Raw genomic sequence first — 21,017 nt, forward strand, 5'->3', positions numbered from 1 at the left:
CTCCGCGGCGAGCCGCGGCTGCATCCGGGGTCACGCGACGTCGCGGATCGTCAATCGGCGTCGCGGATGATGCGGGCGAGCTCGGCGGGCTGCTCCTCCTGCACGTTGTGGCCGGAGTCGACGGTGACGATCCCGGCCGTGGGCAGCCGTGCCGAGAACGCCGCGACGTCGGCGTCGCTGAGGAAGCCGCGCTCGCCGCGCACGAGGGTCAGCGGCGCATCGACCGCCCTCAGATCGTCCCATCCCGATTCCGCGAGCACGGCGGCGATCGCGTCCTGGTGGGCATCCGCGGCCGCGGCGGCGTCGGAGTCGGCCGCGAGCCGGTTGGCGATGCGGGCGAAGTGGTGCTTCCATTCGACGCGCCCGTCGGCGCGCACGCGCGAGTTGAGCAGCACGCCGCGTTCGGCGGCGGTGCGGTCGCCGCCGAGACCGAAAGCGAGCGCGCGGTCGACGAGCTCGGCACGGCTCGCCCAATCGGTCGGCCCGGCGAAGAACGCGCGGATCGAGGCGGCGCCCCCGGCGGGATCGAGACCCGGCGCGATATCGACGACGATGAGAGCGCGCACGAGCTCGGGAGCGAGCCGGGCGATCGCGGCGGCGGTGAGGCCGCCGAGCGATTGCCCGACGAGGACGACCGGGCGCGTCACCCAGCCGCGAAGCGCCGGCAGCAGGTCGGTCGCGATGGCGCGCGGGGAGTAGTCGGCGTCGTCGCGCCACTCCGAGTCGCCGTGGCCGGGCAGATCGACGGCGAGAGCGGGGCGGCCCACGGCGAGGGCGGTGCGGTCCCACGTGTGCGCGTTCAGGCCCGCGCCGTGCAGCAGGACGACCTCGACGTCGGCATCGCCGAACCGCAGGGCGCTGATCGCGCGGCCGTCGGGACTCGCGCCGTTCACCCTTCGGACGCCGGGAACCGGAACCCCGGCTTCGGCTGCCTGCACGGGCAGGAACGAGAACTCGTCGAACGCGGCGTCGGACACGGTGCTCCCTCGGATCGGCTGAGTTCCGATTCTGCCTCGGCCGCCGAAGCCGATGGGTAATGTGAACGCATGAGTTCGGAGCGCCGCATCCATCTGTCCAAAGCGGCGCGACCGGCGTACGACGCCCTCGACCAGTTCGCGCGGACGGTCGGTCGCATCGCGGCCGACGCGGGCATCGACGACCGGCTCATGGAGCTCGCGCTCATCCACACGTCCCAGCTGAACGGATGCGCCTACTGCATCCGGGTCCACGTCACCCGCGCGACGGCGGCGGGCGTGACGGCCGACGAGATCGCCCAGCTGCCGGCCTGGCGGGAATCGGGCGTCTTCTCGGAGCGGGAGCGGGCGGCGCTGGAGCTCGCCGAGGCGTACGTGTACATCCACGAAGACGGCGTGTCGGACGAGCTGTACGACCACGTCGGGAGCGTGTTCTCGGAGGCCGAGTACGTCGCCGTCAGCTGGCTGCTGGTGTCGATCAACGCGTTCAACCGCATCACGATCGCCGGCCGGTACCCGGTTCCGCCGCGCGCCGCCCCGGCGGACGCCGGATGAGCGGCACCCCGGCGATGCCATCGGTCTCGGGGGCGATCAACTTCCGCGACACCGGGGGACTGCCCGCCGGTGCGTCGCACAGCCGCCCGGGCGTGCTCTTCCGATCCGGCAACCTCTTCGGCCTCGACGGGGACGGTCGCTCGACCCTGCGCGAACTGGGGCTCCGCCGCGTCATCGACCTGCGCGACGATGCCGAGGTCGCTCTCGAGCCCTCGCGTCTGGACGACGTTCCGGTCGCGACGCAGCGCGTGCCGCTGTTCGCCGGGTCGGTCGCGTCGTTCCTGCGCGACGGGATGTCGCTGCCGGCCATGTACCGCTCGATCGCCGAGGAGTCGGCCCCGCGCGTCGTCGAGGTCGTCCGCGGCGTCCTCGCCGATCAGCCGGTGCTCGTGCACTGCACGATCGGCAAGGATCGGACCGGCGTGACCATCGCGCTGCTCCTCGCCGCGGCGGGCGTCGACGAGGACGCGGTGGTCGCCGATTACGCCGTGACCGAGACGCTGCTTCCCGCCGAGCGCAACGCTCGCGTGGTCGCCTGGCTGAGATCGCAGCATCCCGACTCCCGTGACCTCGAGATCCTCGCGACGAGATCGCCGGCTCCGGTGATGCGCGGTTTCCTCGACGACCTGCGGGAACGGTACGGCGCACCGGGGGACTACCTCCGCGCCCACGGACTCGCTGACGACGAGATCGCAGAGCTCCGTCGCATCCTCGTCGTGTGAGCCTCGAGGGACGACTACTCAGGTAAGGCATGCCTTCATCGGGGGTATGATGGGGTCATCATGACCGCCGCAGCCCGAGTCGACGCGACGAGCGCGCACGGCGCCGCCGCATGCCGTGGCGCGAAGCACGCGCGCGTGCAGCACCTCATCACGGCCGACGAGCACACGCTGGCCGATCTGCAGGCTCTGCTGGTCACGCTGCCGCTCTGCTCGACGGGGCGGGTGTTCATCGAGGTGCCCGACGCGTCGTGGATCGGCGCGGTCACCGTCCCCGGGCGCATGATCGTCACCTGGCTCGATCGTTCGGTGCGCTCCGGCGCCCCGGGGTCGGGTCGCTCCTGTGCCCCCGGCGCCGCCCTGACCCGGGCTGTCACGGCCTGGGCCGACGAGATGCTCTGCATCGAGGCCGCCGCCGGCACCCGCGTGCACCTGCTCGGGGGCTACCTGGGCACCGCCGACATCGTCGACCACCTCACCGGCCGCCTGGGGTTCGCGGCGACGGCCATCCGCACGCCCGAGCGCTTCGGACTCGCGACCGCGCGCTGACGCGTCAGCGCGACGACCGTCGCACGTACCCGCCGTCCTCGAGTCCGGCGAGGATCTCGAAGCGGTTGCGGAGCGGGTCGCGGCCCGCGAACAGGTACAGCAGCGGCATCAGCAGGCCGTAGCGCTGCCACTGGCGGGCGTGGGTCTCCTCGTGCGCGAGAAGCCGCGGGCCCGGATCGCGATCGCCCGTCAGGAAGCACGATCCGACGCACACGCCGCCGCGCCCGTACGTCCAGCCCGGCATGCCGGTGAACACCCACAGCCGGCCGCGGCGCGTCACCCGGCCGGTGGACCACAGGCCGCCCCAGACGAAGCCGAACGCCGTGGCCGCGGCCGCGCCGATGCGGCTGACCGCGGAGTCGAGCAGGACGGCCGGGATCAGCCGGTCGAAGCTCTCGCCGCGGCGAACGGCGCGATCAGCGCGCGCCCGCCAGTTCGCCGGAGGCGTCGCCCGGGTCATGCGAGCGACCCGACGATGCGCAGGATCGTCCCCATGTCGTCGACGGCCGCGTCGGGAACCGCGGGCGCGAAGCCCGAGATCGACGCGCCGGCGAGCGGCAGGCGTTCGCGAAGGACGCCCACGGCCCGGGTGAGGGCCCCGGCATCCACCCCGAAGGGGACCGAGAAGCCGACCCCGGTCACGGCGGCCGGATCGAGCACGTCGAGATCGACGTGGATGTAGACGGCGTCGGCGCCGGTGGTCGAGACGGCATCGGCGAGGGACGCCGGGTCGTCGAGGTCGGACGTGCTGATGACGCGGATGCCCGAGCCGGCGACGAATTCGTCCTCGGCCGGATCGAGGTCGCGTGCGCCGACGAGGACGGTGCGTTCCGGGGCCACGGGGTGGGTCGCGGCGAGGGGACCGTCGCCGAGCGCCGCCCGGAGCGCCATGCCGCCGAAGGCGCCGGACGGCGAGGTCTCGGCGGTGTGCAGATCGCCGTGGGCGTCGAACCAGACGAGGGCCAGACGCGGATGCCGCGCCGCGGCGGCCGCGATCGCCGGAACGGCGACGCCGCAATCGCCGCCGATCACGACACCGATTCCCTCGGAGCCGTCGGCGTCGGCCGACTCGAGGGCCGCGGCGAGGAGGTCGCGCGTGCGCGCGAGAGAGCTGTACCGGCGCACGCCCGTGTCGAGCGCCTCGCCGGCTTCGACCGGCACGTCGATGCGCTGGGTCGCGCTCCGGGGCAGGTCGCCGGCGATCGCCTCCGCGCCGTCGATCAGCGTCATCGCGCGGGTGGAGGGTGAACCCTGCCACTGCGGTACGACCAGGAACCGTGTCATGGATGTCGTCCTTCCTCACGGCCTTCCCGACGGCAGTGCCGTCGGGGTCATGCCGAGCGTCCGGGGAGCCGCAGCGGATCCCCGGACGCCCGATGTCGCGGATGCGGTGCTCAGCGCTCGATCGCGCCGGCCGGGCCGCCCGTCTTGAGCGCGGCCAGACGCGCCTCGACCTCGGTGAGCTGTCCGACGTCCTCGAGGCTCTCGAACTGAGCGTCGAGACTCGAGGCGGCCAGCTCCTGCTTGCCGGCGGCGAGGGCTTCCTGGCGGCGCACCTTGTCTTCGAAGCGGCCGAGCTCGCTGGTCGGGTCGAGCACGTCGATCGACTTGACGGCGTCGTGCACGCGGTTCTGCGCCTCGGCGGTCTTGGCGCGCGCGAGCAGCTCCGAGCGCTTGGCGCGCAGCTGGTCGAGCTTGACCTTCATGCCGTTCAGGCCGTCCTTGAGCTTCTCGACGACCTCGGTCTGCGTCGCGATCGTCGGAGCGATCGTGCGGGCCTCGTTCTCCTCGCTGATCTGACGCTGGAGGGCGACCTTCGCCAGGTTGTCGAACTTGTCGGCGTCGGCGGTGTTGCCGGTGCCGCGCAGCTCGTCGGCCTTGCGGCTGGCAGCCAGCGCCTTGTTGCCCCACTCGGCCGCCGCCTGGACGTCCTCCTGGTGGTCGCGCTCGAGCAGGCGCAGGTTGCCGATCGTCTCGGCGATGGCCGACTCGGCGTCGGCGATGGAGTTGGTGTAGTCCCGCACGAGCTGGTCGAGCATCTTCTGCGGATCCTCGGCCTGGTCCAGGAGGGCGTTGATGTTCGCCTTCATGAGCGTCGAGATGCGGCCGAAGATTGACTGCTTAGCCATCGGGTTTCCTTTCGTGGATGGTCGAGGGGTCGTGGGTCGGGAGCGGCGGATCAAAAGCGGCCTCCGCCGGAGCGGGAACGCCCGCCGCCGAACGAGCCGCCGCCGGAGCGGGAGCGGCCGCCGCCGAAGCCGCCGCCGAAACCGCCTCCTCGGGAGCCGCCGCCGAACCCGCCGCCGAAACCGGAGCCGCCGAACCCGCTGGAGCGACGCCCGGAGGAGCCGCCGCTGAGCAGCGAGTTGATGATCATGCCGCCGAGCATGGCTCCCATCATGCCGCTGGAGTCCCCGCCGGGGGAGCCCGTTCCGAACCCGCCGACGTCGCCGCGGGCGGACTCCATCGCGAGGCCGCTCATCTGCACGGCACGGGCGGCGTCCGAGAGCGCCCGTTCGGGTTCGATCTGCGCGGTCGCCTCGGCGCGGTCGAGCGACGCGCGAGCTTCCGCCAGGCGGGTGCGCGCGGTCGCTCCCACGGCTCCGCGCCGCGTGGCGATGTAGTCCTCGGCCGCCGACACCTGCGCCCGCGCCTGCTGCAGCTGCTGCTCGAGCGTCTGGCGCGCACGCGCCTCGCGCTGGGCGGCATCCCGTGCGCCGGCGAGCGCGCTGTCGATGGCGGTGTTCGCGCCGAGGAGCGCGGAGAGCGCCGCCTGCGGGCGTCGCTGGGTTCCCGTGAGCTGGGCCCGGGCGATGTCGATCTGCTGCCGGGTCTGCGCGGCCACCGGCGCGAGTGCGCCGTTCGGGTCGGGCGCGCCGGCCGCGGCAGCGACATCCTGCTCGAGCTCGGCGATGAGCGCCGCGGCGTCCCGTTCGGCGGTAGCCAGGTCGGCCGCGACGGTGTCGACCGATTTCTCGAGCTGGGCGGCCTGCGCGACCGCACCCTCGGCGGCCCGCAGCGAGATCGCCGCGGTCGACCCGTCGCCGGCGGCGATCGCCGCCTGCGCTGCGGCGAGCTGCTCGTCGGCGTAGGCCAGGCGAGTGCGCGCCTGCTCGGGGTTGTCGTCGACGGCGGCGAGCTCGTCGGACGCGTATGCGGCGGTGAGCTTCGCGAGGGCGGCAGTCGCGGCATCCAGTCCGGCGGCAGCCGTCTCGCGCGTCTGCTGGATGCGTCCGAGCGCCTCGGGGGCGTTCTGCTCCAGCGCGCGGAGCTGATCGAACTCATCGGTGCGGGCGTCGAGCTCGGCGTCGGCGTGAGCGCACAGTTCGAGGATGCGTTCGTGGATGCCGCGCACCCGTTCTTCGGTGTCGGGCTGATCGTCGTCGAGCTCCTGCTGCAGCGAGAACGCCTCGTCGAGGTCCTTCCGTGCCTGAGCGAGCGTCGCCGCGAAGGCACGGGCCGGCTCCTCACCGAACTGAGCGGTCGCGAAGCCCAGCTCCTGCTGGCTCGTCGTGATCGCGTCGTCGGCGGCGACCAGCGCGGCAGCGGATCGACGCGCGAGCTCTGCGATCGGAACCGCCGGCGCGCCGTTCGCGCCCGGTGTCCGTCCGCCGGCACGGCGACGCCGCACGAGGACGACGACAACGGCGATCACCGCGCCGACCGCGAGCAGTCCCAGCACGATGGTCAGCACCGGGACGCCTCCCGGGGAGCCCGAACCGCCCCCGGTGCCACTGCCACCGCTGCCGCCGCCGCCCGCGCCGGAGACGGCGTCCGAGAGGGCGCCCGCGGCGGCGAACGCCGCGCCGCCCCAGTCGTCCTGGCGGAGCGCCGGGACGAGGTCCTGGTTCTCGATGCGCGTGAGGGTGTCGCCGTCGACGGGGCCGGCGGAGTCGCCGGAGAGGTAGAACGTCCGCTGCTCGGTCGCGACCGCGAGCAGATACTGGTTCGGGCCGAGGCCGCCGCGCTGAGCGACCTCGTTCGCCCAGCCCTCGGCATCCGAGGGAGAGGTGAACGAATCGACGTAGACGACCCACAGGTCGATGCCGGACTCGGCGGGCAGCGCCGCGAGCCGTTCCTCGAGCGAGCGCTCCTGGCCCGGTTCGAGGGCGTTCACCTGATCGACGACACGCCCCGAGCCGAGGTCGACGGGGTCGGTGGCCGAAGCCGCCGAGGCGCCGCCCAACACGAGCGCGACGCTCGTCAGAACCGTGACGGTGAGTGCCCGCAGTGCTCGCATGATCCCCTTCCGAGGTCGGAGGACCGGCCTCGCGTCAACTCTATTGAGGGGCCCGGGCCCGAGCCTATGGCACCCCTGTGAATCGCCGATCCCCATTGCGCAGCGACGGTCCCGCGTGCACGGATGCCGGGATGCGGCGGGTTAGGCTGACCGGCGCGCGAAGGGGAGGACGCATGGACGACAGGTACGGAACCGACGTGTTGGCGGCCGGCTGGCGCGATGTCGGGCGCAAGAAGGTGTCGGATGTCGCTGCGGAGACGGACCTCGTGGTCGAGGTCGCCGCCGACGGCTACTGCGGAGCGGTGGTCGCCGTCCGCGGCGGCAACGTCGAGCTCGAGGACCGACTCGGCAAGGTCCGCATCTTCCCCCTCGGCGGCGGCTTCCTCGTGGACGGCGAGCCGGTGCGGCTCGTGCCGCCGAAGGCCGCGGCCCCCGCCGGGCGCATGCGGACGGCATCCGGGTCGTTCGTCGCTCCGCAGCAGCGCGCCCGGGTCGCCCGCGCGTCGCGCATCCTCGTGGAGGGGCGCCACGACGCCGAGCTCGTCGAGAAGGTATGGGGCGCGGATCTGCGCGTCGAGGGCGTCGTCGTCGAATACCTCCAGGGCGTCGATCTGCTGGGCGATCTGCTGCGCGATGAGCCGCCGTCGGCTGAGCGCCGGTACGGCGTGCTCGTCGATCACCTCGTCGCGGGCTCGAAGGAGACCCGCATCGCCGAGCAGATCCTGCGGGGTCAGCACGGGAAGCACCTGAAGATCGTGGGGCACCCGCACATCGACGTCTGGCAGTGCGTGCGCCCCGAAGCCGTCGGCATCCGAGCCTGGCCGCAGGTTCCCCGTGGGATCGACTGGAAGACGGGCGTCTGCCGGGCGCTCGGATGGCCGGCCGACGATCAGGCCGACATCGCGCACGCCTGGCAGCGCATCCTCGGCTCCGTCCGCACCTATCGCGACCTCGACCCGACCCTCCTCGGCCGCGTCGAGGAGCTCATCGACTTCGTCACAGCCTGAGCCGAAAGAGCGGTGGCGGCTCGGTAGCCTGGGATCATGCCCGACACCGATCCGTCCGACGCGCCCGTGCCCGACATCGGCCAAGCCGAGATCGACGACGCCGAGGCCGACGAGCCGCGCTATCGCGAGAAGCCGGTGTCGTTCGCTCGCCGCAGCGGCCGCATGAGCGACGGCCAGGAGCGCGCCTGGAACGCGCTGGGGTCGTTCTACTCGGTGCCGATCGAGCGCGATCAGGCTCTGCTGAGCGTCAAACCGGGCTCCGAGGTGGACCCGGCCGCGCTGTTCGGGCGCAGCGCCCCGCTGATCGTCGAGATCGGATCGGGGCAGGGGCACGCGATCGTCGCGGCTGCCGAAGCGGCCCCGGAGAAGGACTTCCTCGCCGTCGAGGTGTTCCGGGCCGGTCTTGCTCGCACGATGCTGGATGCCGATCGCGCCGGCGTCCGCAATCTGCGCCTCGTGGAGGCGAACGCGCCGGAGGTCCTCGAGCACCTGCTGCCCGCGGCATCCGTCGACGAGCTCTGGATCTTCTTCTCGGACCCGTGGCACAAGACGCGGCACACGAAGCGCCGCCTCATCTCGCCGGACTTCACCCCGCTCGCGGCCCGTGCGCTCACGCACGGCGGAGTACTGCGGCTCGCGACGGACTGGGAGGACTACGCGCGTCAGATGCGCGAGGTGATGACGGATGCCGCGGACTTCGCGCCCGCTTTCGACGGCGCCTGGGCGCCGCGGTTCGACGGTCGCGTGATGACGGCGTTCGAGCGCAAGGGAATCGCGAAGGGCCGCGAGATTCGCGACCTCGCCTACGTGCGACGCGGACGCTGACCGGTGGAGACGCAGGCCGACCTCGGCGCCCGTCCGTTCGTCTCGATCGGCACGGCTCCGGCGCTGCTGGTGTGCCTCGCCGCGCCGGCGTTCTTCGTCCTCCTCCTGCCGTGGCTCGGCTGGGCACTGCTGATCGCCGGTCTGGTGGTGGGCGCCGTCATCGAGCGGCGCCGCGTCGCGGAGCCGGGGCCGTCGCTGACCCGCGATCTCTCGCTCATCGCGCTCGGGATGGTCGTCGTGAGCGTCATCGACCTGAAGGCCGAGCTCGACAACCTCGCGATGCTGCGTTTCACGCTCGCCCTCGGCGGGGCGGTGGTGCTGCCGTACGTCGTCTCGCGCTTCGTCTACCGCGACCGTGCCATCCGCTTCCCGTGGCGCGGCGGCGGCCGGTGGAGCACGTTCCAGTGGGTGTGGCTCGCGGCCGTGCTGGTGCTCGGCTGGCTCATCCTGCCGTTCTACTTCATCACCTCCGGCGTCTACGAGAACTGGCCGGTCGTCGACACCCCCGACCTCATCGCGCGCCTGTTCGTCGGCGTCGGCGCGGTCGGCATCTGGGACGAGCTGTTCTTCATCTGCACGTGCTTCGCGCTGCTGCGCCGGCACTTCGCGGACGTCTCGGCGAACGTGCTCCAGGCGATCGTCTTCGTGTCGTTCCTGTGGGAGCTCGGCTACCGCGCCTGGGGTCCGGCGCTCACGATCCCCTTCGCGCTGCTGCAGGGCTACATCTTCCTGCGCACCCGCTCGCTCGCCTACGTCGTGACCGTGCACCTGCTCTTCGACGCCGTGGTCTTCGGTGTGCTGGTGCACGCGCACAACCCCGGGCTCATCGACGCGATCTTCCTCGTCCCGGCGCCGTAGGGACGGAGCCCGGTCGACCCGTGCCTGCCCAGTGCCTGCCCAGGACGAGCGGCTACCGTGGTCCTCGGAGCTCGATGACGGCTCGCGGACGAGGGAGCAGTACCCGCACCAGACAAGACTGACTCGGAAGGGTTCGTCATGTCCTGGGTGATCCTGATCGCGTCGGGCGTCCTCGAGGCGGTGTGGGCCTCGGCGCTCGCCGCGTCGAAGGGCTTCCGACGGAAGAAGCCGGCCGCCGTGTTCGTCGTGGCGCTGGTGGCGAGCATGGCCGGCCTCGCCTACGCGATGTCGGATCTGCCGACGGGCACGGCCTACGCGGTCTGGGTCGGCATCGGCGCGAGCCTCACGGTCGTGTGGGCGATGGTCACGCGCAAGGAACGCGCGTCGCTCGCCCGTATCCTGCTGCTGCTCCTGCTCGTCGCCTCCGTCGTCGGCCTCAAGGTGGTGAGCTGACATGCCGTGGATCGTCCTGCTTCTCAGCGCCGTGTGCGAGGCCGTCTGGGCGACGGCCCTCGGTGCGTCGGAGGGATTCTCGCAGCCGGTGCCGACGGTCGTGTTCGCCGTGTTCGTCGTGGCGAGCATGGTCGGCCTGGGCTGGTCGATGAAGCACATTCCGATCGGGACCGCCTACGCGGTGTGGGTCGGCGTCGGCGCGGCGCTGACGGTCACGTGGTCGATCGCGACCGGTGCCGAGGCCTTCGCGATCGGCAAGGTGATCTTCATCGCCGGGATCATCGCGGCCGTCATCGGGCTGAAACTGGTTCCCGCGCAGCGGATCGAGGAGGACCGCCACCCCGACGCGACGACGACGGCGCGGGGCGACTGACGCACGGGGGCGTTCCGCCGGCACGGGGGAGGAGAACTGCGCGACTGAGGTCGGGATGCTGCTCGCGGTCCTCCGGCGGGTGGATCTCCTGCGCTGAGCGGTCGCCGCCCGATCGCTCAGCGGAGGTATTCGAGCAGCGGCGCGCCGAAGGCGAGGGCCGCGGCGACCGGGACCACGAGCAGGGCGACGCCGAGGACCGCGAGGATCGCGATGTTCCCGAGGATCGATCCGACGATCGCGCGACCGCGAGATGCGGCGCTGCGGAATCGATCGGAATCGAAGCGGCGAACATCGAGTCGATCGGATGCTGCGAGGGGTGCTGCGAGTGGTGCGGTGCTCATGCTTCGACGCTACGAAGCGGGGGCGCTGCAGCGCGTCGGCCCGGCGGCTGACCCGCATCCGTCTGCAGGATGATCCGCGGGCCCGTGGGCCGGCTCAGCTGCAGGCGAGGCGCTCTTGGAGGGAGCGCATGATGCTGATCTCCGCACTCTGCGTCTGCGTGATGCCCTGCGCCACCTGCACGGCGCGCGCGTCGGTGCCGACATTCACGAGCGCCTCGGCCATGGGGATGGCGCCCTCGTGGTGGCGGATCATGAGGGAGAGGAACGTGCAGTCCGCAGCCGTCCCGGTCTGCGCATCCATCTCGGCGAGCTCGGCGGGGGAGGCCATCCCCATCGCGGCGCGAAGCTCCTCGTCGGTCTGCGCCTCGGACGCACCTCCGTGGTCGTGCTCGGGCATGCCCGTCATCCATGTCATGAGCGGTACGGTCGATGCCTGCGGCAGTCCCCACTCGACGAGCCAGGCGAAGAACTCGCCCCGCTGACCCGCCTGCGCGGTCGCGATGTCGTAGGCGACCGTGCGGACGCCCTCGTCGTCGGTGCGCCGGTAGATGTCCATCGCCATCTCGATCGCCTGCGTGTGATGCACCTGCATGTCGCGGGCGAATCCCGCCTCGGGCGACGCGTTGCCCGGCACCGACGGCGAGGTGCCGAACGCGGTGAAGCGTCCGATCGCGAAGGTCGTTCCGGCCACGGCGGCGACGATCAGGAGGATCGCCCACCACCGCAGGCCCGGGCGATCCGGGGCCGGGACGACGTCGTCGGTCACGCCTTGCCGGGCCCGTCGATGGCGCCGGAGCAGATCGCGTTCGGCTCGGGGACGTTCTGGCTGCGCCAGTACTCGGTGAAGAACTCGCCGATCCGCGGGTCGTCGGCCGAATCGAGCTTCAGCTGCGCGTTCCACCCGGTCACGGCGATCGGGGTGTCCATGTCGGGGTACGGCGTCAGCAGCGCGTACGTGCTCGGCATCTGGCCGCGGAGCGTCTCGACCTCGGCATCCGACACCTGCGCGGGGTCGTACGTGATCCAGATGGCGCCGTGCTCCAGGGAGTGGACGGCGTTCTCGTTCGCCTGCGGCTCGGTGTACACGCCGCAGTTGAGCCACACGGAGTTGTGCTCGCCGCCGGCCGGCGGGTTCTGCTCGTAGTCGACGGTGCCCTCGACGTGCGTCGTGACGTTCGTGAAGGTCTCGACGCCCTCGATCTCGCGGCCGGTGCTGTTCGCGGCCTCGTAGGTCACCCGCTGCGGGGCGAGGACGACGGAGGCGACGATGAGGCCCACGACGGCGATCGCGGCGGTCGAGCCGACGGCCCACCACACGACCTTGCCGCGGCGCCGCTTGGCGAGCTGCTTCTGGTACTCGGCGAGCTTCGCCTGCTTCTGCTGCTCGCGTTGCTGCTTGACGGTCAGGTTGATCTGAGCCTGTGCGGCGGGGTTGCCGCTCTGTCGCTTGTCGGCGGACGGAGTCATTGCTGTGACCTCGGTTCGGGGGCAAGAGGATGCGCGTGATGGCGCCGTCAGCCTATGCGCGTGAATGGTGAATCGGCTGAGAGGCGCCCCCTCAGCCTGGCACAGCGCGGGTTACGATAGGAGGTCGCTCTTTTCACGTTGCTGCCACGAAACGAATCCCTGTGCTCGAAACCTCCCCGAATCCCGTCATCCCCGCCTCATCCGCCGCGTCCCCGTCACCGGCTCGACCGGCGAAGAACGCCACCGGCGCCATCCGCACCCTCGGGTCCAACCCGGCCACCGCGCCCGTGATGCTGCATCCCGGCGACGCGATCCCCACGGCGCGCCGAGTGGTCTACATCATCCTGCTGGGCGCCCTCACCGCCCTCGGTCCCTTCACGATCGACCTCTACCTGCCCGCGTTCCCGGCTCTCGAGGCGGATTTCCAGACCTCCGCCGCCGCCATCCAGCTCACCCTGACGGGCACGATGGTCGGGTTCGCGCTCGGCCAGCTCGTCGTCGGCCCGCTCAGCGACAAGCTCGGCCGGCGCGTGCCGCTGCTGTGCGTCACGGCGCTGCACGTGCTCGCGAGCACCGCCGCCGCGATCGCCCCATCGCTCGAGCTCCTGAGCCTCGCTCGCGTGTTCATGGGGATCGGAGCCGCCGCCGGCGGCGTCGTCGCGATGGCGATCGTCCGCGACCTGTTCGGCGGACGCCGCCTCGTCGTGATGCTGAGCCGCCTCGCGCTCGTCTCGGGCGTCGCGCCGGTCGCGGCGCCGCTCATCGGTTCGGGGCTGCTCGTCGTGATGCCCTGGCGCGGGATCTTCGTCGTCCTCGCCGCGTACGGCGCGGTGATGCTCATCGCCTCGCTCTTCCTCGTCCCCGAGACCCTGCCGAAGGCCCGCCGCGCCGACCGCGGCTCGGCGACCGTGTGGCAGCGCTACCGCAGCGTCCTCAGCGACCGGATCTTCATCGGCGTCCTGATCATCGGCGGCATGACCTTCTCGGGCCTCTTCTCGTACCTGTCGTCGTCGTCGTTCCTGTTCCAGCAGACCTACGGCTTCGACCCGCAGCAGTACGGGATGCTGTTCGCCGTCAACTCGCTCGGTGTCGTGCTCGGGGTGCAGACCGCCTCGCGCCTGGCCGCGCGCTTCGGGCCGCAGTGGGTCATGGCGGTATCGACCGCGGTGCTCGTCGTCGCCGGCAGCGCCATCGTCATCACCGACCAGCTCGGCCTGGGCCTGTGGGGCACGGTCATCCCGCTGTTCTTCTTCATCACGGCGTGCGGTTTCACCTTCCCGTGCGTGCAGGTGCTGGCCCTCGACCGCCACGGACGCGCAGCGGGGACCGCGGCATCCCTCATCGGCGCCGTCAACTTCGGCGTGGCCGGATTCATCTCGCCGCTGGCGGCGTGGATCTCGGGCGACACCGGCATCACCGCCACGACGATGGCCTCGGTCATGGTCGGGTGCGCCGTCATCGCGGTGCTCTCGCTCTGGCTCGTCGTGCGGCCCCGGACGGTTCCGCAGCTCTCGCCCTGACGCGTTCGCGGCCGGAGCGCAAGTCCCCGCGTACGACGGGCGCGGGTCGCCACAATGGGGCGATGACATCCGCGCCCGCCGACCCCGCTCGTCGCCCCTGGCCTCGGAGGGCGATCGCCGGCGGCATCCTGCTGGTCCTCGGCGGCCTGCTCGGCTGGTGGATCTTCCTCCAGCTCGGGCAGCCGTTCGCGATCGACCGGTGGTGGAACCGCCTGCTGCCCGATGATCCCACCGAGCCCGCGCTCATCTTCGGCCTCGTGATGAACCGGGTCGGCGGCACGTGGCTGGGGGTCTTCGCCATCCCCGTCGCCGTCGCGCTCGCGCTGGTGCTGCTGCGGCGCCCGTGGGCTGCGGCGTACTTCGTCGTCGCCTCCGCGCTCAGCGCCCTCGTCGTGCAGCTCATCAAGAACCTCGTCGACCGCGCGCGCCCCGAGGACATCGTCGTGGCGACGGATGCCGGCTCGTATCCGTCGGGACACACGGCCAACGCCGCGACCATCGCCACCGTCGCCGCCATCGTGCTGCCGCGGGTGTGGATCGTGATCGCCGGTGCGGTGTGGACGCTGCTCATGGCGCTCAGCCGCACGGTGCTGCACGCCCATTGGGTGTCGGACACCGTCGGCGGCACCCTCCTCGGCATCGGCATGGGCCTCATCGTCGCCGCCGTCCTCACCGAGCAGCTGGAGCGCGAACGGACGGCGCGTGCCGGGGCGCGACGGGCTGCGCCCCGATCACCTCGTCGCTAGGCTCGCCGCCATGAGCACCTCGATCCCGAACGATCCGGATGCCGCGGGTGCGGCCGAGTCGGCCGAGGCAGCCGTCGCGCGCACCGAGCTCGCTCGCCTCCGCGCCGACGCCGAGGCTGCCGAGGCCGAACTCGCCGCGGCGCGTGCTCGCGCTGCGCTGGCCGCCGCCGAGGCGGAGGCCGCGGCATACGCGGCCGGAGCCGGACCCGAGTCCGGAGCGGGCGAGGCGCCCGCGGCACCGGTGCCGACCGCCGCAGGTCCGCTTCCCGCTGCGGAGGTCGACCGCATCCGCTCGGGTTACGCCTTCACCGGGCCGGCCCTCGAGCTCGGGTCGCTCGTCAACGGCGATCCGGATCCGACGGTGCCGATCCGCATCCCGCTCGCGATGACGAACCGGCACGGTCTCGTCGCCGGAGCGACGGGAACGGGCAAGACGCGCACGCTGCAGGGGCTCGTCGAGCAGCTCGCGGCGAACGGCGTGCCCGTGTTCGCCGCCGACGTCAAGGGCGACCTCAGCGGCATCGCGACGGCGGGGGAGGGCAGCGAGAAGCTGCTCGCACGCACACGCGCGATCGGGCAGGACTGGGTGCCGCGCGACTACGCGACGGAGTTCCTCGCGCTCGGCGGTGCGGGCGCCGGTGTTCCCGTGCGCGCCACTGTCTCCGGATTCGGACCGCTCCTGCTGGCCAAGGTGCTGGGGCTCAACGCGACGCAGGAGTCGAGCCTCGCCCTCGTGTTCCACTACGCCGACCGCAACGGTCTCGCCCTCGTGGATCTCTCCGATCTGCGTGCGGTGCTGAGCTACCTGACAGGTGGCGAGGGGAAGGCCGAGCTGAAGGAGCTCGGCGGGCTCTCGGCGGCGACGGCCGGTGTGATCCTGCGCGAACTCGTCGCCTTCGCCGACGCGGGAGCCGACGTCTTCTTCGGCGAGCCCGAGTTCGACGTCCGCGATCTCCTGCGCACGACTCCCGAGGGTGAGGGGATCGTGAGCCTCCTCGAGCTGCCGGGCGTCGTCGACAAGCCCGCCCTCTTCTCGACCTTCCTGATGTATCTGCTCGCCGAGCTGTTCGAAGTGCTGCCCGAAGCGGGCGATCTCGACAAGCCGAAGCTCGTGTTCTTCTTCGATGAGGCGCACCTGCTCTTCCGCGACGCGTCGAAGGACTTCCTCGCCGCGATCGTGCAGACCGTCCGCCTCATCCGGTCCAAGGGCGTCGGCATCTTCTTCGTGACGCAGACCCCGAAGGATGTGCCCGCCGACGTGCTCGGGCAGCTCGGCTCGCGCATCCAGCATGCCCTGCGGGCCTTCACCCCCGACGACGCCAAAGCGCTCCGGGCGAGCGTCGGCACCTATCCGACATCCGGGTACGACCTCGAACGCACGCTGCAGGAGCTCGGCACGGGCGAGGCCGTCGTCACCGTCATGGATGAGGACGGCGTGCCGACGCCCGTCGCGTGGACCCGGCTGCGTGCGCCCCAGGCGCTCATGTCGCCCTCGCCGGCCGGCGCTGTCGCGCACCTCGTGGCGGCGTCGCCCCTGCAGCAGGCCTACGGCGCCGCGATCGACCGGGAGTCGGCGCGCGAGATCCTCACCGCCCGGATGAACGCGGCGCAGGCCGCGGCGGCCGCGGCCGCCGCCGAGGACGCGCGGCGGAAGGCCGAGCAGGATGCCGCGAAGCTCCGAGCCCGGGCCGACGCGGAATACGCCAAGCAGATGACCGCGATACGCAAGCAGGCCGCGGCCGACGAGGCGAAGGAACGACGCGAGTACGAGAAGCTCGCCCGCGGCTCGGCGTCGCGCTCGCGCGCCCGGTCGTCGAGCTCGTCGCCCGTCGAGCAGATCCTCGGGTCGCGCGCAGCGCAGAACGTCCTGAGCGGCGTCCTGCGCGGCATCTTCGGCACCGGCCGGCGCTGAGGTCCGCCCCGAGGGGCGCGGCCGCGGTGTCGGGCGCAGTTCGTGACATGGAGCGCCGAAAGATCTGCGCGGCATGCGCAGAACGGCGCCAGATGCGCGCCGGCGCTGTACGGGCGCGTGCGCGGCGGCGTGGGGCAGGGCGGCCCGGTGTCAAGTCGTGTCGGCCTGCGCGTTCGCCGCCTAGCGTCGGAGCATGACAGAGCTGACCGCACCGACCGGACGCGAACCCGACCTGCAAGCGGAGCCGCGTGCCGACGGCAGCGCCCCCCGCGCTCTCGTGCTGGGCGCGACGGGCTACATCGGCGGCCGGCTCGTGCCGCGGCTCGTCGCCGCCGGTTACCGCGTCCGCGTCCTCGCGCGCACCCCCGAACGCGTCGCGAGCTTCGCCTGGGGCGGCGACGTGGAGGTCGTCGCGGGTTCCGCCGAAGACCCGGACGCCCTGGCCGAGGCCGCCGACGACGTCGACGCGCTGTACTACTTGATCCATTCCATGGGCGCGGGTGCCGGATTCGAGGCGGCCGATGAGCGGGCCGCGCGGGTCGTCGCGGACGCGGCTGCCGCGGCATCCGTGCGACGCATCGTGTATCTGGGGGGTCTGCACCCGAGCGACGTGAAGCTCTCGCCGCACCTGCGCTCGCGGGTCGAGGTCGGCGAGATCCTCCTCGCCTCGCGCGTGCCCACCCTCGTCCTGCAGGCCGGCGTCGTCATCGGGTCGGGGTCGGCATCGTTCGAGATGGTGCGGCACCTCACCGACGTGCTGCCGTACATGCCGGCGCCCAAGTGGGTGCGCAACCGCATCCAGCCGATCGCCGTCCGCGACGTCCTCTACTACCTGCTCGCCGCCGCGCGGGTGCCGAGCGATGTCGATCGTGCGGTCGACATCGGCGGACCCGACGTGCTGCGGTACGGCCAGATGATGAACGGCTACGCCGTCGAGGCCGGGCTCCATCAGCGTGCGATCGCGGCGCTCCCGGTGCTCACCCCGGGTCTCGCGTCCCACTGGGTGAATCTCGTGACGCCGGTTCCGCGCTCGATCGCGCGTCCCCTGATCGCGTCGCTCCAGAACGAGTGCGTCATGGACGATCACGACATCGACGCCATCATCCCGCCTCCCGAGGGCGGACTCACGCCCTACCGCACGGCGGTGCGACTCGCCCTCGGACGCGTCGATGCCGATGAGGTCGAGACGAGCTGGCAGGATGCCGATGTGCTCGGCGCCCCGAGCGATCCGCTTCCGAGCGACCCCGACTGGGCGGGACGCACGGTCTTCACCGACGAGCGCGCCGCCGACACCACGGCGTCTCCCGAGCGGTTGTGGGCGGTGATCGCCGGCATCGGCGGGACGAACGGGTGGTACTCCGCGCGGGCGCTGTGGGAGATCCGGGGATGGATGGACCGCCTCGTCGGCGGCATCGGGCTCGCGCGCGGTCGTCGCAGCCGCGGCACGGTGCGCGTCGGCGACGCGATCGACTTCTGGCGCGTGGAGGCCGTCGAGGAGGGGCGGCTGCTGCGCCTGCGGGCCGAGATGCGCACGCCGGGCGAAGCCTGGCTCGAACTGAAGGTGGCCGACCGCGCGGGCGGCGCGCGGTACGAGCAGCGCGCGATCTTCTTCCCGCGCGGCCTCGCGGGCCGGCTGTACTGGCTCGGCGTGCTGCCGTTCCACGGCCTCATCTTCACGGCGATGGTCACGCGTATCACCGAGATGGCCGAGGGCGAGCGTCCGGCCGAGACCGCCGAGGCGATCTCCGGCTGAATATCCCCGGTCATGTGATCGGACCACAGAGCGGCCGGCTCCTAGCCTGACGGTGTGGGAAACGACCGCACCCGGCTGAGCCCGCGGCGGCTGTCGCGTCGTGACGGGTACCTGCTGACCAACTCGGTCGTGCTGGCGTGGCTCGTGCTCGCCGTCGCGGCGATCGTCGGCCACCGCTTCGTCTCGCAGCCGCTGTGGCTGCTCGTCCATGTGCCGCTGCTCGGCGCGGCGACCGCGGCGATCCTGGTCTGGTCGCAGCACTTCGCCGACACGTTGCTGCGGCGGCCGGTTCCGGGTGGACGTCCGGGCCTGGCTGTACGGCTCGGCCTCCACTCGCTGGGCACCCTCATGCTCGGCGGAGGCGTGCTGGCCGGCGTCCCGGCCCTCGCGATCGCCGGAGGCAGCGTCGTGGCTGCCGCGATCGCCGTCCACCTCGGCCTGCTCGGGATGCAGAGCCGTGGCGCACTCCCCGCTCGTTTCGCGCCCCTCGTGCGTTACTACCTCGCCGCCGGGGCGGTGTTCCTCGTCGGCATCGCGGTCGGCGTCGTCATGGCGGTTGTGCGGGACCCGGCGCTGACGGATCGGGCGGTCACCGCGCACCTCGTCCTCAACGTCTACGGGTGGATCGGGCTGACCGCGCTCGGCACCCTCGTGCTGCTGTGGCCGACCGTGCTGCACGCGCGCGTCGAGCCTGCGGCCGATCGCGCCGCGGCGCGCGCCCTGCCGCTACTCGTCGCCGGGATCGCGGTGGCCGCTCTCGCCTCGGCTGTCGACGTCCGCGCGCTCGTCGCCGCGGGGATGGTCGGCTGGCTCGCCGGACTCGCGCTGCTCGGTCGCGAAGGCGTCCGCCAAGCCCGCGCGATGCCACCCGGCACCTTCGCCGGGTGGAGCCTCGCCGCTGCGACCGGGTGGCTGGCCGTCTCCGCGGTCGCGCTCGGCGTCGCCGCGATGGCCGCCCCGGACTGGGCGACGTTCCGCGCGAGCACCGTCGCCCTGCTCGGGCCTCTCGTGGCGGGATTCGGGGTGCAGGTGCTCCTCGGCGCCCTCAGCCACCTGCTGCCGGTCGTCGCTCTCGGCAGCCCCGCCGCCGCCCGCGCCGGCGCCGCCGAGCTCGATCGCGGCGGCGCGTTCCGTGCGACGGCGTTCAACGGCGCGATCGCGATCTACCTGCTGCCGATGCCGAGCCTCGCACGGTGCTGCTGTCGTTCGTGGCCGTCGGGGTGGCGGTGGCGACGATCGTGCTCGCCGTGCGCGCCGTGGTCGTCGGCCGCCGCGTCCGACGCGGCGAGGGCGCGGCGCCCGATCGGAGCGGAGTCGTGACGATCGGGATGCCGCGGCACGCCCCAGAGCCGCGCCGTCCCCGCGCGAGCGCGGTCGCCGCCGCCGTCGTGCTGCTCGTGGCGTGCGTCGGCGGCGGTGTCGCGGCCGATCCGGCGGCCAGCGGCATCCCGGTCGCCGCCGCGCCCGACACGCCGGCGACGGGCGACACGACCGACGTCACCGTGCGCGTGACGGGGATGCGCTACGACCCGGCTGTCATCGAGGTGCCGGTCGGTGACGAGCTCGTCGTGACGTTCGAGAACACCGGAATCGACGTCCACGACCTCACGTTCGCGACGGGCGTCCGCACCGAACGGCTCGCACCCGGCGCGCGCGAAACGGTCACCGTGGGTGTGATCGGGGCCGACCTGCCGGGCTGGTGCTCGATCGCGGGCCACCGTCAGATGGGGATGGAGCTCACGGTGCGTGCCATCGGCGCTCCGGCGACTCAGGCGTCGGCAGCCGCGACGTCGACCGAGCACAGTGCGCACGGCGGGAGCGGCGCGTCCGAGGGCGAGGATGCCGCGGCCGACATCGATCTCCAGCGGGAACCCGCCGCATCCTTCCGTGCGCACCCGGCCGAGCTCCCGCCCGCACCGGAGGAGACGGTGCACCGGGTCACCCTGACGGTGACCGAGACCGTTGCTGAGGTCGCGCCGGGCGTGCCGCAGACGCGATGGACGTTCGGTGGCGCAGCGCCCGGACCGGTGCTGCGCGGACGCATCGGCGACACCTTCGAGATCACGCTCGTCAACGACGGGACGATCGGGCACTCGGTCGACTTCCACGCCGGCGCTCTCGCCCCGGACGAGCCGATGCGCACGATCGGGCCGGGCGAGGCGCTGACGTACACCTTCACAGCGACCCGCGCCGGCATCTGGATGTACCACTGCTCGACCATGCCGATGTCGATGCACATCGCCAACGGCATGTCGGGCGCCGTCGTGATCGACCCACCCGATCTCGTGCCCGTCGACCGCGAGTACCTGCTCGTTCAGAACGAGCTGTACCTCGGTTCTTCGGCGGGCACGGCCGACGCCGAGAAGCTCGCCGAGGCCCGCCCGGATCTGGTCGTGTTCAACGGCGTCGCCGACCAGTACCGTCACCGTCCGCTCGCGGCGCGTCCGGGTGAGCGGGTGCGCGTGTGGGTGCTCGATGCGGGCCCGAACTCTCCGAGCTCGTTCCACGTCGTCGGCGGACAGTTCGACACCGTCTACCTCGAGGGCTCGTACGCGCTGCGGCCGGAGGATGCCGGGGGCTCGCAGGCCCTCGGGCTGCAACCCGCTCAGGGCAGCTTCGTCGAGCTCGTCTTCCCCGAGGCGGGTACTTATCCGTTCGTCACGCATCGCATGAGCGACGCCGAACGCGGCGCGGCGGGACTTTTCCGCGTCGAATGACCCGCACG

The 21,017-nt window shown here is 72.3% G+C and carries 22 protein-coding genes and 1 riboswitch; of the genes, 14 read left to right on the forward strand and 8 right to left on the reverse strand.

Annotated features, from left to right (window positions below):
* Positions 1-50: 50 nt before the first annotated feature.
* A complete protein-coding gene (locus tag F6B42_RS11685; RefSeq protein ID WP_223878469.1) occupies positions 51-977 on the reverse strand; it encodes an alpha/beta fold hydrolase in 927 nt (308 codons plus the stop codon).
* 69 nt (positions 978-1,046) lie between these two features.
* Between F6B42_RS11685 and F6B42_RS11690 the strand changes: the two genes are divergently transcribed.
* The 3 genes from F6B42_RS11690 to F6B42_RS11700 are packed head-to-tail and all read left to right on the forward strand — an operon-like array spanning position 1,047 to position 2,797.
* A complete protein-coding gene (locus F6B42_RS11690; RefSeq protein ID WP_150419875.1) occupies positions 1,047-1,529 on the forward strand; it encodes a carboxymuconolactone decarboxylase family protein in 483 nt (160 codons plus the stop codon).
* Entirely contained in the window at positions 1,526-2,251 is a 726-nt protein-coding gene (locus F6B42_RS11695; RefSeq protein ID WP_223878470.1) for a tyrosine-protein phosphatase, read from the forward strand. The genes F6B42_RS11690 and F6B42_RS11695 overlap by 4 nt, the downstream gene beginning before the upstream one ends.
* A gap of 60 nt (positions 2,252-2,311) precedes the next feature.
* A complete protein-coding gene (locus F6B42_RS11700) occupies positions 2,312-2,797 on the forward strand; it encodes a phage tail protein (RefSeq protein WP_150419876.1) in 486 nt (161 codons plus the stop codon).
* A 4-nt stretch (positions 2,798-2,801) separates the two neighbouring features.
* On the opposite strand, the gene F6B42_RS11705 is transcribed toward F6B42_RS11700, so the two are convergent.
* The 4 genes from F6B42_RS11705 to F6B42_RS11720 all read right to left on the reverse strand — a co-directional run bounded on the left by F6B42_RS11705 (position 2,802) and on the right by F6B42_RS11720 (position 7,037).
* Positions 2,802-3,257: a Fe-S oxidoreductase gene (locus F6B42_RS11705; protein WP_150419877.1), complete on the reverse strand. Its 456-nt coding sequence runs from the start codon at positions 3,255-3,257 to the stop codon at positions 2,802-2,804.
* Positions 3,254-4,081 carry an arginase family protein gene (locus F6B42_RS11710; protein ID WP_150419878.1) on the reverse strand — a complete coding sequence of 276 codons (828 nt, stop codon included), beginning with the start codon at positions 4,079-4,081 and terminating at the stop codon, positions 3,254-3,256. Before F6B42_RS11710 ends, F6B42_RS11705 begins: the two co-directional genes overlap by 4 nt.
* Positions 4,082-4,191: 110 nt before the next feature.
* The gene (locus F6B42_RS11715; RefSeq protein ID WP_150419879.1) at positions 4,192-4,926 is read right to left on the reverse strand and encodes a PspA/IM30 family protein; all 735 of its coding nucleotides are present in this window, start codon (positions 4,924-4,926) and stop codon (positions 4,192-4,194) included.
* Between the two features lie 50 nt (positions 4,927-4,976).
* Entirely contained in the window at positions 4,977-7,037 is a 2,061-nt protein-coding gene (locus F6B42_RS11720) for a TPM domain-containing protein (RefSeq protein WP_150419880.1), read from the reverse strand.
* A gap of 173 nt (positions 7,038-7,210) precedes the next feature.
* On the opposite strand from F6B42_RS11720, the gene F6B42_RS11725 reads away from it, so the two are divergent.
* The 5 genes from F6B42_RS11725 (at position 7,211) to F6B42_RS11745 (ending at position 10,553) form a co-directional block, all read left to right on the forward strand.
* Positions 7,211-8,044 (forward strand): DUF3097 domain-containing protein, encoded by an 834-nt coding sequence (locus F6B42_RS11725; RefSeq protein ID WP_150419881.1) that lies wholly within the window; start codon positions 7,211-7,213, stop codon positions 8,042-8,044.
* Between the two features lie 36 nt (positions 8,045-8,080).
* A complete protein-coding gene (trmB, locus tag F6B42_RS11730; protein ID WP_150419882.1) occupies positions 8,081-8,869 on the forward strand; it encodes a tRNA (guanosine(46)-N7)-methyltransferase TrmB in 789 nt (262 codons plus the stop codon).
* A gap of 3 nt (positions 8,870-8,872) precedes the next feature.
* Positions 8,873-9,727, forward strand: coding sequence for a CPBP family intramembrane glutamic endopeptidase (locus F6B42_RS11735; protein WP_150419883.1), 855 nt, complete (start codon positions 8,873-8,875; stop codon positions 9,725-9,727).
* 64 nt (positions 9,728-9,791) lie between these two features.
* Positions 9,792-9,855, forward strand: a riboswitch (guanidine-III (ykkC-III) riboswitch).
* A gap of 10 nt (positions 9,856-9,865) precedes the next feature.
* Positions 9,866-10,180 (forward strand): DMT family transporter, encoded by a 315-nt coding sequence (locus F6B42_RS11740; protein ID WP_150419884.1) that lies wholly within the window; start codon positions 9,866-9,868, stop codon positions 10,178-10,180.
* A 1-nt stretch (position 10,181) separates the two neighbouring features.
* Positions 10,182-10,553 (forward strand): DMT family transporter, encoded by a 372-nt coding sequence (locus F6B42_RS11745; protein ID WP_150419885.1) that lies wholly within the window; start codon positions 10,182-10,184, stop codon positions 10,551-10,553.
* Positions 10,554-10,669: 116 nt separating this feature from the next.
* On the opposite strand, the gene F6B42_RS11750 is transcribed toward F6B42_RS11745, so the two are convergent.
* From F6B42_RS11750 to F6B42_RS11760, 3 genes are all read right to left on the reverse strand, one after another.
* Complete coding sequence (locus tag F6B42_RS11750; RefSeq protein ID WP_150419886.1) at positions 10,670-10,894, reverse strand: hypothetical protein; 225 nt, start codon at positions 10,892-10,894, stop codon at positions 10,670-10,672.
* A gap of 94 nt (positions 10,895-10,988) precedes the next feature.
* A complete protein-coding gene (locus tag F6B42_RS11755) occupies positions 10,989-11,660 on the reverse strand; it encodes a DUF305 domain-containing protein (RefSeq protein WP_150419887.1) in 672 nt (223 codons plus the stop codon).
* The gene (locus tag F6B42_RS11760) at positions 11,657-12,361 is read right to left on the reverse strand and encodes a DUF3105 domain-containing protein (protein ID WP_150419888.1); all 705 of its coding nucleotides are present in this window, start codon (positions 12,359-12,361) and stop codon (positions 11,657-11,659) included. Before F6B42_RS11760 ends, F6B42_RS11755 begins: the two co-directional genes overlap by 4 nt.
* 290 nt (positions 12,362-12,651) lie before the next feature.
* Between F6B42_RS11760 and F6B42_RS11765 the strand changes: the two genes are divergently transcribed.
* From F6B42_RS11765 to F6B42_RS15005, 6 genes are all read left to right on the forward strand, one after another.
* Positions 12,652-13,881 carry a multidrug effflux MFS transporter gene (locus F6B42_RS11765; protein ID WP_150420267.1) on the forward strand — a complete coding sequence of 410 codons (1,230 nt, stop codon included), beginning with the start codon at positions 12,652-12,654 and terminating at the stop codon, positions 13,879-13,881.
* A gap of 62 nt (positions 13,882-13,943) precedes the next feature.
* On the forward strand, positions 13,944-14,627 hold the full coding sequence (locus tag F6B42_RS11770) for a phosphatase PAP2 family protein (protein WP_150419889.1): 684 nt from the start codon (positions 13,944-13,946) through the stop codon (positions 14,625-14,627).
* 10 nt (positions 14,628-14,637) lie between these two features.
* The gene (locus F6B42_RS11775) at positions 14,638-16,539 is read left to right on the forward strand and encodes a helicase HerA-like domain-containing protein (RefSeq protein ID WP_150419890.1); all 1,902 of its coding nucleotides are present in this window, start codon (positions 14,638-14,640) and stop codon (positions 16,537-16,539) included.
* A gap of 193 nt (positions 16,540-16,732) precedes the next feature.
* Positions 16,733-18,292, forward strand: a complete 1,560-nt coding sequence (locus F6B42_RS11780) for an SDR family oxidoreductase (RefSeq protein ID WP_150419891.1) — start codon at positions 16,733-16,735, stop codon at positions 18,290-18,292.
* A gap of 54 nt (positions 18,293-18,346) precedes the next feature.
* Positions 18,347-19,612 carry a hypothetical protein gene (locus tag F6B42_RS15000; protein WP_223878471.1) on the forward strand — a complete coding sequence of 422 codons (1,266 nt, stop codon included), beginning with the start codon at positions 18,347-18,349 and terminating at the stop codon, positions 19,610-19,612.
* Between the two features lie 410 nt (positions 19,613-20,022).
* Entirely contained in the window at positions 20,023-21,009 is a 987-nt protein-coding gene (locus F6B42_RS15005) for a multicopper oxidase domain-containing protein (protein ID WP_223878520.1), read from the forward strand.
* The last annotated feature ends 8 nt before the right edge of the window (positions 21,010-21,017 follow it).

The organism is Microbacterium radiodurans (genome assembly GCF_008710705.1).
GTDB lineage: Bacteria > Actinomycetota > Actinomycetes > Actinomycetales > Microbacteriaceae > Microbacterium > Microbacterium radiodurans.

Coding starts and splice junctions, on each gene's coding strand:
- F6B42_RS11780 (WP_150419891.1), top strand. CDS start 16,733: ATGACAGAGCTGACCGCACCGACCGGACGCGAACCCGACCTGCAAGCG.
- F6B42_RS11700 (WP_150419876.1), top strand. CDS start 2,312: ATGACCGCCGCAGCCCGAGTCGACGCGACGAGCGCGCACGGCGCCGCC.
- F6B42_RS11775 (WP_150419890.1), top strand. CDS start 14,638: ATGAGCACCTCGATCCCGAACGATCCGGATGCCGCGGGTGCGGCCGAG.
- F6B42_RS11770 (WP_150419889.1), top strand. CDS start 13,944: ATGACATCCGCGCCCGCCGACCCCGCTCGTCGCCCCTGGCCTCGGAGG.
- F6B42_RS11715 (WP_150419879.1), bottom strand. CDS start 4,926: ATGGCTAAGCAGTCAATCTTCGGCCGCATCTCGACGCTCATGAAGGCG.
- F6B42_RS11720 (WP_150419880.1), bottom strand. CDS start 7,037: ATGCGAGCACTGCGGGCACTCACCGTCACGGTTCTGACGAGCGTCGCG.
- F6B42_RS11745 (WP_150419885.1), top strand. CDS start 10,182: ATGCCGTGGATCGTCCTGCTTCTCAGCGCCGTGTGCGAGGCCGTCTGG.
- F6B42_RS15005 (WP_223878520.1), top strand. CDS start 20,023: ATGGAGCTCACGGTGCGTGCCATCGGCGCTCCGGCGACTCAGGCGTCG.
- F6B42_RS11705 (WP_150419877.1), bottom strand. CDS start 3,257: ATGACCCGGGCGACGCCTCCGGCGAACTGGCGGGCGCGCGCTGATCGC.
- F6B42_RS11710 (WP_150419878.1), bottom strand. CDS start 4,081: ATGACACGGTTCCTGGTCGTACCGCAGTGGCAGGGTTCACCCTCCACC.
- F6B42_RS11750 (WP_150419886.1), bottom strand. CDS start 10,894: ATGAGCACCGCACCACTCGCAGCACCCCTCGCAGCATCCGATCGACTC.
- F6B42_RS11760 (WP_150419888.1), bottom strand. CDS start 12,361: ATGACTCCGTCCGCCGACAAGCGACAGAGCGGCAACCCCGCCGCACAG.
- F6B42_RS11740 (WP_150419884.1), top strand. CDS start 9,866: ATGTCCTGGGTGATCCTGATCGCGTCGGGCGTCCTCGAGGCGGTGTGG.
- trmB (WP_150419882.1), top strand. CDS start 8,081: ATGCCCGACACCGATCCGTCCGACGCGCCCGTGCCCGACATCGGCCAA.
- F6B42_RS11695 (WP_223878470.1), top strand. CDS start 1,526: ATGAGCGGCACCCCGGCGATGCCATCGGTCTCGGGGGCGATCAACTTC.
- F6B42_RS11765 (WP_150420267.1), top strand. CDS start 12,652: ATGCTGCATCCCGGCGACGCGATCCCCACGGCGCGCCGAGTGGTCTAC.
- F6B42_RS11725 (WP_150419881.1), top strand. CDS start 7,211: ATGGACGACAGGTACGGAACCGACGTGTTGGCGGCCGGCTGGCGCGAT.
- F6B42_RS11690 (WP_150419875.1), top strand. CDS start 1,047: ATGAGTTCGGAGCGCCGCATCCATCTGTCCAAAGCGGCGCGACCGGCG.